The sequence below is a fragment of the Paenibacillus liaoningensis genome, from assembly GCF_059609455.1.
The window spans coordinates 68,632-80,736 of record NZ_JCAALU010000003.1; the positions used below are offsets into that span (position 1 = coordinate 68,632).

Here is a 12,105-nt window from a genome sequence, read left to right on the forward strand (position 1 = left end):
GGATAAAAGCCTGTCTATATATAAAAAAAGAAGAGCCGCAGCTCTCCCTTCATTATCATTCCTGCACAGCCGATGCCATCTACGTAAGCTTAGCTCACACAGGATCAGAAAAGCTAAACTTACTTTAGCATAAGTCGTACATGATGAGCAATAGCAACAAGCAGGTTATAGTTCGACTACCGCTTTAATGACCTTCGACTCCGGCTTCAGCCACTCGTCGAATACATCAAGCATGCCTTCAAAGGACGAGCGATGCGTAATTAATCGGTCTACGTTAACGCTGCCGCTGGATACCGCTTCAATGACGATATCGAAATCCTCACGCGTTGCATTGCGGCTTCCCATTAGCGTCAGCTCGCGTTTGTGAAACTCGGGATCATGAAAGGCAATATCCGCCTTCACGAGTCCAACATAGACCAGCTTGCCGCCATGCGCTGTCAGGCCGAAGGCATCCGTCATCGAACGGGCATTGCCCGTTGCGTCAAATACGACGGTTGGAAATTCTCCCTCTGTCAGCTCAGCGATCCGCTCTTTCGGCTGCTGCAAGGCATGAACCGTTTCATCAACACCAGCCCAATCCTTGCAAAAAGCAAGCCGCTCCTCATTAATATCCATCGCAATAACACGCGCTCCCCGGTGCTTGGCAAACGCCATGACGCCAAGCCCGATCGGCCCTGCTCCGATGACGAGCACGGTCTCGCCCGCTTCCAGCTCCGCACGGCGCACAGCATGGGCGCCGATGCTAAGCGGCTCCAGCATCGCCGTCGCGTCCAGCGTCAAGCCATCCGTCTTAATCAGATGGGTAGCGGGAACCGCAATAAGCTCGCGCATGCCGCCATCCCTATGAACGCCCAGCACCTGCATGGCGGTGCAGCAATTTGTTTTGCCGCGTCTGCATGCGATGCAAGTACCGCAGTGCATATATGGAATGACACTGACTTGATCGCCTGGCACAAGCCCGGCTACATTTTCGCCAACCTCTTCTACAATAGCCGCCAGCTCATGTCCGAGAACTCGAGGGTATTGAAAGAAAGGCTGATTGCCTTTGTAGGCATGCATATCTGTCCCGCAAATGCCGATGCGGCGAATGCGAATAATAGCATCCTCCGGGCCAGCTGCGAATGGACCTTCACCGCTGCCGCCGCCAAAAGCAGGCTGCTCCTGCTCCGTCAGCTTGAGGCTGTCTGGCTGCTCGCATACAATGGCTTTCATGATGTCGTGCTCCTTTGCCCGCCGATGCCGATTTTCTCATTATATTCCGGCAAGCCGCTGAGCCAGCTTTCATTGGCAACGGGCGCCAGCAATTCAAGCACTTCCTTAAGCAGCCGCTCGTCCATAGGCTCCTCTATCCATGCCGCGTTGCGGCGGATATTTTCTGGATTCGCTGTACTGACCAGCGTCGTCGGAATTTGCTCATTCGCTACTGCAAACTGCATCGCCAGCTTCGCAATATCGATTCCTTGCGCTGCACAATGCTCGGCAGCACGCAGACAGGCTGCCTTCAGCTCGGCGCTCGCTGGATGCCAATCAGGCGTGCCTCTCGTGCCAAGCAAACCCATCGACAACGGTGACGCGCTGACCAAGCCGACATTGTGCTGCTCAATGAGCGGCAGCAGGCCGAGCAGCGACGTATCATTTAATGAATAATGGCAATAGGATAAAATGACATCGACTTCCGTATGCGGCAGCCATTTCTCGAATAGCTGCAGCGGCAAGCCGGAAATGCCATAATGGCGGATTTTACCCTGCTCCTTAAGCTTTTGCAGCGCTGGAATGCCCTGTGCCGCATGCTCAGGCGAAACGAACTCAATATCGTGAAGGAACATAAAATCAACGTAATCCGTATTGAGCCGCTGCAAGCTTTCTTCAAGAGAGCTAATAATCCGGCTTTCGGAAAAATCGAAGCTGTCCACGCCGTATCGGCCTGCTTTAGTTGAGAGCAGAAACTTGTCTCGGGGCAGCTCCTTAATCGCCTTGCCGAGCACCGTCTCCGCCTTCGTCAGTCCGTAATACGGCGAAACGTCGATATAGTTGATGCCCGCATCCAAAGCGCTGTGAACGGTACGAATCGCTTCTTCCTCATTCGTCTCCCGGAATACTGAACCGAGGGAAGATGCGCCGAAGCTGAGTACCGATACATCCAGTCCGGTTTTGCCTAATTTGCGATATTTCATCCTTTTCCCTCCGATTACAAAATAACGCCGTCTTTGAAAATCGCAATTTCCTTAAAGCCGTTGCGTTCATTATTTGTCTTCGCTTCGCCTGAAGCGAGCGCCAGCAGCTGATCCCACAGCTCATCGGTCAGCTCATTCATCGTCTTGCCTTCGAGCAGCTGTCCTGCGTTGAAATCGATCCAGTTCTTTTTGCGTCCCGCCAGCTCGCTGTTCGTCGCGATCTTCACTGTCGGAACCGGGCCGCCAAACGGCGTTCCCCGACCTGTCGTAAACAGCACGATATGCGCGCCGCCCGCAGACAAAGCCGTTACCGATACGAGGTCATTGCCCGGCGCTTCAAGCAAATTCAAGCCTGTATGCGAAATCCGCTCTCCGTAAGGCACAACGTCCTTGACCAGCGCGTGACCGCCCTTTTGCGTACAGCCAAGCGACTTCTCCTCCAGCGTACTGATGCCGCCAGCCTTGTTGCCCGGCGAAGGGTTTTCATAAATTTCCTGATCATGACGGATAAAATATTGCTTAAAGTCGTTAATCAAATGCACGATTTTCCCAAAAACCTGCTCATTGTCTGCGCGATTCATCAATATCGTTTCCGCACCGAACATTTCCGGCACCTCGGTCAAAATCGCCGTTCCGCCCGCTTCAATCAAGCGATCGGATACCGTTCCGACAAGCGGGTTCGCCGTAATGCCGGACAAGCCGTCCGAGCCGCCGCATTTAAGTCCCAGCTTGAGCTTCGCAACCGGTACCGGCTCCCGCTTGAAGCGTTCTGCGAATTCGACGAGAGCGTCGATTTCCTCAAGCGCAGCCTCCAGCTCGTCTTCAACCTCCTGCGACTTAATAAACTTGACGCGCTCCGGATTGTAGTCGCCAATCGCCTGCTTAAACAGGTCGATCTGGTTATTTTCACAGCCGAGTCCCATAACGAGCACGCCTGCCGCATTCGGATGATTCACAAGCGAAGCAAGCAGCTTCTGTGTATGCTGTAGATCATCGCCAAGCTGCGAGCAGCCAAACGGATGGGCGAAATGATAAACGCCATCGACGCGGCCCGCATACATCGCATCAGCGCGCCGCGCAACGATTTCACAGGTTTTGTTAATGCAGCCGACCGTATTAATAATCCAAATCTCATTGCGAATGCCGACCTCGCCGCCATCCCGCACATAGCCTTGAAACGTCTGGTTCGCACGATTCGCCGAGCTCGCAGCTGGCGCTGCCGATTCCTCGCGGCCCTTTGCCGGATCATACGAATATTCCAAAAATCCTTTCAGCCCTGTTCCAATGTTATGCGTATGCACCCAGCTGCCTGCTGAAATATCCGACTTGGCGATGCCGATGGAATAGCCAAACTTGAGTACATGCGCGTCCTGTGGAATTGGAGTAGAGGCGATTTTATGCCCTTTCGGCACGTCTTCGAGCAGTTCCAGCTCCCTGCCATTTTCAAGTGTCAGCTTATCCCCTTGGGAAAGCGGCGTAAGCGCAATAACGACCTGATCCTTCTCATTAAGCCGAACCCAGTTATTCATGTGCACCACGCTCCAGTTCCTCTAATTGTGAAGCTACCGCTTCCACCAAGCCTGGCACTGCCTGCAAGTCGCGTCCCCATAGCTCGCTTAGCGCCAGCAGCCGCTCTGCTTGCGCTTGTGCCGAGCCCGCCGCTGCTGCTGAGCCTTGACCAGCGTCTTCCAAAGCCCACGCCGCTGCGAGCGCCGCTAATGCTCCGGCATCGTCGCGTACCGTGTAGACGGTGCCGAGCAAATCCGTACCTGTATATGAGCCTGCTCCATCGCTCTCTACTTTATAGTAGCGCAGCAATCCGGCAAAAGCGCGCACCAGCCGTACAGGCACTGGCTGGCCGCGATCTGCATAATCCAGCAGCGATGGCAGCAGCCTGACCTTGAACTTGCTGATGCTGTTCATTGCAATATCGGCGAGCCGGTGGCGAATGAACGGATTGAGAAACCGCTCATACACCGCAGCTGCATAATCTTTAAGCTCGCCCTCGGGCAGCGGCAGCGCAGGAATGATCTCTTGTTCGACTGCATCACGAACGTAGGGGCCAAACTCCACATGCTCCATCACCTCGCGCACCTGCTCCAGCCCATGGACGAGCGCAAGCGGCGTCATCAGCGTGTGGGCGCCATTCAGTATCCGCACCTTCCGCAGCTGAAACGGCTTCAAATCCTCTACAAAATGCACGTTCAGCCCTGCCCGACGCAGCGGCAGCTGCTCATCCAGCTCCGGCTCCGCTTCAATCGCCCAAAAATGGTACGGCTCCGCTGTCGTCAGCATCGGGTCCTCATAGCCCCATTCTGCAAACCATTGCTGAGCCTGCTGCTCATCAGGGTAGCCCGTCACGATCCGGTCTACAAGCGAGTTCAAGAAGCGATTGTCCTGCTCCACCCATTCCTTGAACGCCTGCGGAAAGCCCCAATCCTCGCTATAGCGCAGGACGCAAGCTTTCAGCTCGTCGCCATTGCGTTCCAGCAGCTCGCAAGGCAGGCAGATCAAGCCGCTGCCCGCAGCGCCTTCGAATGTGAGAAAACGGCGATACAGCAAATAAGCAAGCTTGCCCGGGTAAGACTGAATCGGCTGGCCTTCCTGCAGCGGCTCCGGCCTGTAGGCAAGTCCAGCTTCTGTTGTGTTGGAAACGACGAAACGCAAATCCTTGCTTTCCGCAAGCTGCACCAGCGCTTCCCACTCCGAATACGGATCGAATGCTTTCGCAAATACGGTGACGACTTCCTTGCGCTCAACAGCCGCGCCATTTTCCAATCCGCGAATGACCAGCGTATAAAGGCCATCCTGCTTGGCCAAAGCGTCAATTTTCGGCTTGCCTCCTGGACGCGGCTGCGTCACCGCGACTCCACCGCCGAACAGCCCCTGCTTATGGCATTCCTGCAGCATCCAATCGGCAAAGCCGCGCAAAAAGTTGCCTTCGCCGATTTGCAGCACCGTTATTTTCCCTGCTTGAACCGCCTCGTACCGTTCGCGGTCTTCCTGTCCCAGAAGCGTCTTATTTAACTGGCTCATAGTTTATAAAACTCCTTTGCATTTAGTCCGAACAGCTTGCTTCGCTCCGCATCTCCCCAAGAGGCTGGCAGCGCCTGCTCCAGCACATCCACAACTTCATCATAGCCCGCCGCCAGCAGGCACACCGGCCAATCACTGCCGAACATGACCCGGTCCGGGCCAAAAACCTCCAGCACATGGCGAATATAAGCGATAAAATGCTCCGGCCGCCAGCTATCGTGGCTCGCCTCTGTGACCATTCCCGACAGCTTGCAATACAGCTTCGGATAACGCGCCAGCTCCGTCAGCTGGCTGCGCCAAGGATCAAGCTCGCCCGCCGCAATACGCGGCTTCGCCAAATGATCGATAACACCGCGCAAATTCGGCACCTGCTTCATAAGCTGAACGAGCGAATCAAGCTGATGCGAGGTGAGGAGCAGGTCAATAGGCGTATCCCGCTGCTCATACTCCTTCAGCGCCTCAACGAACGTCTGCTGCAAAATCACACCCGCATCCTGCAGCTCTTGAATCATCACGCGGAACCCCACGAACCGCTGATGACGTTCAAATTGTTCGAAATGGCTTAGATGCTCGGGATCGAACAGGTCGAGATAACCGACAACTCCCGCAATCGACTCCGTGCGATCGCTCAGCGCGAGTAAATAATCGGTCTCAGCCAGCGTTGGAGCGGCTTGCACTGCGATCGTATGGCTAATGCCATGCCGATTCAGGCTTGCCTGCAAATGCTCAGGTCCAAAATCGCGGTAAAGCACGGGTACCTCTGGTGTAATCCAGCCGTAATCGCCCCGCTCAATTGCCCAATAATGCTGATGCGCATCAATCCTCATCGTTGCTGCCCCCTATAAAACGATATTTTCACACAAGGTGAAACGGCTTTCGCCGTCCTTTGGCGGCGCAGCGCATTTCAGTCCGAGAAATATAGAGAAAGGATAGCAAAATCATATACTTTCCTATATTTTAAAATGAACATAAAATTGTTAACGTTTTCATAGCAGCAGCTGCTCTAAATCAGAAACCTGCGCCCGCTGCTATCTATCCCTTTGATCTCATTATAAATGCCAATAATGATATTAAAAATAACGTATTCCTGCATATTTGTACTGTATTTTGATTTTTGCTATGCTGGACTATAGAAACATTGCGCGCTTAGCCCATGCTGGCGCAAGGAGGAGTCGTTCGCTTATGAAGCCGTTTCGCAAGCCGTTCGAGGTTGGCAGCTCATTTCCTTTCGATTTCGTCTACCGTGACCGCAAGCATTGGCAGACGGAGCTGCCCGATCATCTGCATGACTGGTATGAGCTTGTCTATATTTATGAGGGCAAAGGCACTTTTTTTATTGACCAAACCTTTTACGATATGAAGCCTGGCGATTTATTCATTATTCCGGGCAATACGATACATCGCTCGTTTCCCGACAAGGAGGAGCCGGTGACGTCGACGGCGATTTTTTTCAGCACCTTATTCGTCCAGACGGCGTCGTTCGGAGATACCTTCTCGTATTTGCGCTGCTTCGACCATGCCAAAAAGCATAAACGCTACAAATTTGAGCCGACAACGCAGGAGCAGCTTAAGCTGGTGCAGCTCATTGATGAGCTTGAGCTGGAGCAGCGCGAGCAGCAGCCCGGCTATCGGCAGGCGATATTGCTGCAGCTGGAGCATATTTTGCTGCTGATGAACCGCCAGATTATTGCGAGCAGCCGCGAATATGCCAAGGCGGATGGCCCGCTGATTGGTCCGTTGTGGATGCGGAACATTCTCCACTATATTGATGAGCATCCCGATGTCCCGCTCGGCTTGTCCGTATTGGCGCAAATGGCGGCGGTCACGCCAGCCCATTTTTCCCGCGTATTTAAGCAGCTCACCGGCATGAATGTCACCGACTATGTGACGGCGAAGCGCATTATTCGCGCCAAGGAGCTGCTGCTGGCAAGCGACGAGAACATTCGGCTCATTGCCGACGCCTGCGGCTTCGAGAGCCTGCCCCATTTTCACCGCATGTTCAAAAAAGTAACCGGGCAAACGCCTGCGGCCTATAAAAAAGCAACGCCAGCAGACCAAGCGTAAACGGCTTTGCCGTCCTCTGGCGGCAAAGCTTCCGTTTCGCGTAGTAGATAGGATGGAAAAATCATATCCTTTCCTATATTTCAAGCGTAAACGGCAGTCGCCTCCTCTGGCGGCAAAGCTTCCGTTTCGCGTAGAAATATAGAGATAGGATGGAAAAATCATATCCTTTCCTATATTTCAAGCGTAAACGGCGATCGCCGTCCTCTGGCGGCAAAGCTTCCGTTTCGCGGAGAAATCTAAGCATAATAAGAATTTGAGGAGGGGAGCCGCAAGTAAGCGGTTTCCCTCTTTTTTGCCAAATTTATAATTGACAGAAGCGAAAGACGAGTGCTATATTACATTTCGTACTATAATACTTAGTAAACAGGTAGGAATTATATAACATTCTTGCTCGTCATAGCTGAAAGGATGTTGAAGATGGAAAACAATTTAGTAGCCGCTTTTCAGAACAACTGGATATCGCTGCTCGTATCGGCAGTCATTCTCGCCGCGCTTTATTATCTCGCAAAGAAACGCGTAGGCTTCGGCACGAGGGTGCTGCTGGCGCTTGGCCTTGGACTTGTCGCCGGCATTATTTTCAATAAATTCGAGCTGCAATTTGAAGGGGTCGGCACCATCGGCTCCATCTATATCAGCTTAATTCGCATGATCGTTATTCCGCTCGTCTTCGTGCTCGTCGTAAACAGCATTATTTCCATCACCAATATCGCTTTCCTGAAAAAGATCGGCATCAAGACCGTGTCTTGGTTTCTCGCCACCACAGGCGTTGCCGCTATTATCGGCCTGCTCGTTGCCGTAGCGCTGAACCCGGCAGGCACTTTTGAAGCGACTTCGCCGGAAGGCTTTGAGGCTAGGGAGGTGCCGAGCTTCTTCCAGGTTATTTTGGACCAGGTGCCTTCCAATCCGATTAATGAAGCGGCAACCGGCAAGGTGCTTCCGGTGCTGATCTTCGCCATCTTCATCGCCCTTGCTATCGTCAAGGTTGGCGCGAAGAAGCCCGATGCCGTCCAGCCTGTCAAAGCGCTGTTCGCCTCGCTCACCGAGGTGCTGCATCAGGTCGTCAAATTCGTGCTTCGCTTCACGCCATACGGCGTTTATGCGCTAATTGCCGTGATGGCCGCCAAATATGGCCTTGAAACCTTAAAACCGCTCGGCATGCTTATTATCGTCACCTACATTGCCCTCATTTTGCATTTCGTGCTCGTATTTGGCGGATTGATCTCCTTCGTTGCCAAGCTGAATCCGCTGCGGTTTTTCAAGAAGGCGTATCCGACCATTGCAGTCGCGTTTACGACACGCAGCAGCTACGCAACTTTGCCAATCAATTTGGAGGTCATTACGAAGCGCCTCGGCGTATCGCCTAAAGTTGCCAGCTTCGTCGCTCCGCTTGGCGCCACGATGAATTTCAACGGCTGCGGCGGCGTATGGCCTGCCGTAGTTGCCGTATTCGTATCGCATATTTACAGCATTCCGCTCGGCGTTACCGAGTATATTCTGATCGTGCTCGTCAGCGTCATTTCGTCGATCGGTGTTGCTGGCGTTCCGGGCCCTGCCTCCATCTCGACAACTGTCGTTCTCACTGCCGTTGGCCTGCCGCTGGAAGGACTGGCACTTGTCGTCGCTGTCGAATCGCTTATTGATATGGGCCGCACAGCTGTCAATGCAACGGGAACGACGGTCACTTCCGTGCTCGTCGCTCAAGCCGAAGGCGAGCTGGATCGCGATGTGTTTAACAGCAACGATAATGATGAGCTTGAACTAAGCCCCGCTTAATATGCCTATGAAAAATAGCCCCGCTAGATCACGAAGCTTGCCTTCATGATTTAGCGGGGCTATTGGCCTTTTTCGGTACTAGACGGAATTAGCTCTGCCGTTATACAAGCATCAGCTTAGCTGTTCTGCGCCAAGCCCGATTTTTTTGAGCAGCTGGATCAGCAGCTCTTTCTCCGAGTCATCAATGAATGACATGCTGCGTGAAATCATTTCCGCATGCTTAGGAAAAATTTCATTAAACAGCTGCGTGCCCGATTCGGTAAGCGCGGCATTGGAAGCTCTGCGATCGGTCGGGCTAGGATGCCGCTTGACGTATCCTTTTTTCTCCAGCTTGTCTACGACATAAGTAATGCTTCCGGTTGGAATGGAGAAGGTTTCGCCAATTTTCGTAATTGGCTGTGGCCCCTTGCTGTATAATAGCTCAAGAATAATGAATTGCTCCGGCTCAATGCCGTGGCTTGCGATGTCTTTTTTGACATTTCCGAATACGGCCATAGAAGCTTTGCTCCATACACGGAACAGCCTCAAGTCCAGCCCGGTGCGCTCATCTGCTTGATACATCTATACCCAACCTCCTTTCCCGTCTAAAATAAACCCGTTACCACGGTTTGTTGTACAGCGGGTAATCTACCTCTGCCGGAACGTCAATGATGCTGAAGCGCAGGCGTTCCTGACCTGGATTGCTTATGCGTATTTCTCCGCCATCCTCTGACTGTACCACTATAAAATCTTTATTTGCAAATGAAATCTCCTGCTCGCTTGCTATCGTGCCTTCGCCTCTGATGACCAATACGCCCGCAATGCGGCTGCGTCCTAGGAAATAGCTGTACGTATGCTGCGCCCCGGCTTCCAATTCTACATCGACCATTGCTGCATCAGCTACGAGCTTAATGGGGGATTGCCCGCCCAAAATCGTTTTCACCGATACCCCATTCTCGGAGGTTCGCTGAAATTGCTCATGCGTATATTTATTATATATCGGCTCCCGTTTCACCGCCTTGCTTAAATGCGGCTCCAGCCAAATTTGGAACAGCTCTGCCGGGCCGTCCGAGCCTTCTGCATGCCACATCCCGGAGCCAGTCTGCATCACTTGAACGCCGCCTTCGCCCACGTCGCTGTGCGTACCGAGAGAATCCCGATGGGAGCTCTTGCCTCCCAGCACATAGGTTAAAATTTCAAAGCCCTTATGCGGATGCTCGCCAATTTGGCCCGCTTCCTCGATATGTCCCCATGCCCAATAAAACAAAGGGCCGAGCCGGTTGAAAATAGAGCCTTCGCCAGAAAAGCCGATTGGCTTCTGCTCTTTTATTTTGCCCCCGTCAAATTCGCCTATGCCCTGCTCATCTGGACTTACAATCCGTATTTTCATTTGAATGCATCTCCTTTGAATGAGGATGAAAATATCATAGCTTTAACGAATCGGTTACGTTCGTTGCCTTATTAGCCCGCCAATGCGCTCCAGTTGAGCAGCAATACGATCAGGCCAAGCACCAGCAATACGAGCGGCATGCCCATTTTCGACCCAGGGTCTTTAACTTTAAGGTGAGTAGCAATGGCACCCGCCATAATAACTACGATAAGCAAGCTGCCCCAAGCAGCCAGACCGCTGTACCAAATACCCGCCACAACAAGAGCCGCCGCCGCAATTTCAGCCACGCCTGTGAACAGCCGAACGCCGGAAGGCAAGCCGTAACGCTTGAACTCATCGACCATTTGCTTCGAGCCCAGCTTCATAAAACCAAACATAAGAAAACCCAGACCCAACAAAACTTGAATCACAATAGATACAATACTCATTTTAATTCCCCCACTAGTCGTTTTATTCTTAAATTATTTAATCTAATATTAGAATATAATCACTCTAACATTAGAGTAATTGACTGTCAAGAGACTTTTAGAAAGAGAATTGGTATTGCATATTAGGGCTTGTATGCAAACTTAAACAAGCAAGAGCCGATTCAGAGCGGATCTGCATTAGATCTGCATTAGATCCGGATTAGATGCAGATTAGATCCAGAGCGGATTTTGCTTGAAGCCAGCGTCAAACGTATTCCCGCTACTACCGCGAATGATATCCATCATGAATGTGAACCTACGTATGAAGGTCAGCCTCATGCTCCTCGGTTCAGCGGTTTGCTCCCTGCATAAAAATAGACTTGGTGGACGCAGCAGCGCCTATAGCGCCTATTTCAACTGAATCACAGATTATGGCATAGGCGGCGGACTCAGGGGCCACCATTTCAACAAATTCACAGATTATGGAATAAGCCACGGACTCAGAAGCCGCTATTTTAACAGAGACACGGATTCAGGCATAGGCGGCGGACTCAGGAGACGCTAATGCGCTGCAAATAGCTATTTTGACAGGATAATGAGAGCAATAACGGATCTCCTGTCCGCGTACGGTCTGAAATCAGATTAAAAGCCAAAATAGCGGAAACTCAGTCCGCCAAAAGAAGGAGGGAACGTTCCAGACTGCGACGTCTCGGCAACAGCGCTCCCAGTAACAATGGACTTAGTAACACTGGTCTTAGTAATACGGTCTTAGTAACAGTGGGCTCAGTATCAGTGGGCTCAGTAACAACGGGCTCAGTGACAGTGATCTCAGTAATAGCGGGTTCAGTAACAACGATCTCAGTAACAGAAGGCTCTGCGACCATGGTCTCTGCAACAATCGAATGCGGCGGTTCCCCAACCTTGAATCAGTCAGACGAGATTTGCCTTGAATACACGCTAGACAAAGAGCAACAAGAGCAGCTGACCAACTTCTTTTTTTTGCATTTCCTTGAACGATTTCCTTCCATAAATTTGATATATTAATGCTAAAGCCAGCTAATTAAATTAGAAATAGGCGAGGTGAAGCATGATGACGATGAAAATGAAGCTGTATCATTATTACGATGAATCTACAGGCCCATTTCGCAATCTATCCGCTCTAGAACCGCAGGAGGCCTAAAAGGTTCTTCAACAAATTCGATCTCAGAAAAGAGGATTTGCAAGTAGTCGCTCCACGGATTATCTAGACATTCGGCGTATGCTTGAAGAGAGGGCAAGAGAT

General features: G+C 51.9%; 10 protein-coding genes. 2 read left to right on the top strand and 8 right to left on the bottom strand.

The features are described from left to right. Positions 1-165: 165 nt before the first annotated feature. The 5 genes from AC6B99_RS04915 to AC6B99_RS04935 are packed head-to-tail and all read right to left on the bottom strand — an operon-like array spanning position 166 to position 6,037. Positions 166-1,212 (bottom strand): zinc-binding alcohol dehydrogenase family protein, encoded by a 1,047-nt coding sequence (locus tag AC6B99_RS04915; RefSeq protein ID WP_496662893.1) that lies wholly within the window; start codon positions 1,210-1,212, stop codon positions 166-168. Then, positions 1,209-2,174, bottom strand: coding sequence for an aldo/keto reductase (locus tag AC6B99_RS04920; RefSeq protein ID WP_494881730.1), 966 nt, complete (start codon positions 2,172-2,174; stop codon positions 1,209-1,211). The genes AC6B99_RS04915 and AC6B99_RS04920 overlap by 4 nt, the downstream gene beginning before the upstream one ends. Before the next feature lie 14 nt (positions 2,175-2,188). Continuing rightward, entirely contained in the window at positions 2,189-3,703 is a 1,515-nt protein-coding gene (locus AC6B99_RS04925) for a UxaA family hydrolase (protein WP_496662894.1), read from the bottom strand. Next, complete coding sequence (locus AC6B99_RS04930; protein ID WP_496662895.1) at positions 3,696-5,210, bottom strand: tagaturonate reductase; 1,515 nt, start codon at positions 5,208-5,210, stop codon at positions 3,696-3,698. Before AC6B99_RS04930 ends, AC6B99_RS04925 begins: the two co-directional genes overlap by 8 nt. Further along, on the bottom strand, positions 5,207-6,037 hold the full coding sequence (locus tag AC6B99_RS04935; protein WP_056033872.1) for an amidohydrolase family protein: 831 nt from the start codon (positions 6,035-6,037) through the stop codon (positions 5,207-5,209). Before AC6B99_RS04935 ends, AC6B99_RS04930 begins: the two co-directional genes overlap by 4 nt. Positions 6,038-6,392: 355 nt before the next feature. On the opposite strand from AC6B99_RS04935, the gene AC6B99_RS04940 reads away from it, so the two are divergent. After that, a complete protein-coding gene (locus AC6B99_RS04940) occupies positions 6,393-7,274 on the top strand; it encodes a helix-turn-helix domain-containing protein (protein WP_496662896.1) in 882 nt (293 codons plus the stop codon). A 417-nt stretch (positions 7,275-7,691) separates the two neighbouring features. Then, positions 7,692-9,047, top strand: a complete 1,356-nt coding sequence (locus AC6B99_RS04945) for a dicarboxylate/amino acid:cation symporter (protein WP_496662897.1) — start codon at positions 7,692-7,694, stop codon at positions 9,045-9,047. A 111-nt stretch (positions 9,048-9,158) separates the two neighbouring features. Here AC6B99_RS04945 and AC6B99_RS04950 read toward each other — a convergent pair whose 3' ends face one another. From AC6B99_RS04950 to AC6B99_RS04960, 3 genes are all read right to left on the bottom strand, one after another. After that, positions 9,159-9,608 carry a MarR family winged helix-turn-helix transcriptional regulator gene (locus tag AC6B99_RS04950; protein ID WP_056033864.1) on the bottom strand — a complete coding sequence of 150 codons (450 nt, stop codon included), beginning with the start codon at positions 9,606-9,608 and terminating at the stop codon, positions 9,159-9,161. Between the two features lie 37 nt (positions 9,609-9,645). Next, a complete protein-coding gene (locus AC6B99_RS04955) occupies positions 9,646-10,416 on the bottom strand; it encodes a pirin family protein (protein WP_496662898.1) in 771 nt (256 codons plus the stop codon). 71 nt (positions 10,417-10,487) lie between these two features. Beyond that, positions 10,488-10,844 carry a DoxX family protein gene (locus AC6B99_RS04960; RefSeq protein WP_081418748.1) on the bottom strand — a complete coding sequence of 119 codons (357 nt, stop codon included), beginning with the start codon at positions 10,842-10,844 and terminating at the stop codon, positions 10,488-10,490. Positions 10,845-12,105 lie beyond the last annotated feature (1,261 nt).

Bases quoted from the DNA above. Each gene is read 5' to 3' on its own strand.
- AC6B99_RS04950 (WP_056033864.1), bottom strand. From the start codon at position 9,608: ATGTATCAAGCAGATGAGCGCACCGGGCTGGACTTGAGGCTGTTCCGT.
- AC6B99_RS04920 (WP_494881730.1), bottom strand. From the start codon at position 2,174: ATGAAATATCGCAAATTAGGCAAAACCGGACTGGATGTATCGGTACTC.
- AC6B99_RS04960 (WP_081418748.1), bottom strand. From the start codon at position 10,844: ATGAGTATTGTATCTATTGTGATTCAAGTTTTGTTGGGTCTGGGTTTT.
- AC6B99_RS04945 (WP_496662897.1), top strand. From the start codon at position 7,692: ATGGAAAACAATTTAGTAGCCGCTTTTCAGAACAACTGGATATCGCTG.
- AC6B99_RS04940 (WP_496662896.1), top strand. From the start codon at position 6,393: ATGAAGCCGTTTCGCAAGCCGTTCGAGGTTGGCAGCTCATTTCCTTTC.
- AC6B99_RS04955 (WP_496662898.1), bottom strand. From the start codon at position 10,416: ATGAAAATACGGATTGTAAGTCCAGATGAGCAGGGCATAGGCGAATTT.
- AC6B99_RS04915 (WP_496662893.1), bottom strand. From the start codon at position 1,212: ATGAAAGCCATTGTATGCGAGCAGCCAGACAGCCTCAAGCTGACGGAG.
- AC6B99_RS04930 (WP_496662895.1), bottom strand. From the start codon at position 5,210: ATGAGCCAGTTAAATAAGACGCTTCTGGGACAGGAAGACCGCGAACGG.
- AC6B99_RS04935 (WP_056033872.1), bottom strand. From the start codon at position 6,037: ATGAGGATTGATGCGCATCAGCATTATTGGGCAATTGAGCGGGGCGAT.
- AC6B99_RS04925 (WP_496662894.1), bottom strand. From the start codon at position 3,703: ATGAATAACTGGGTTCGGCTTAATGAGAAGGATCAGGTCGTTATTGCG.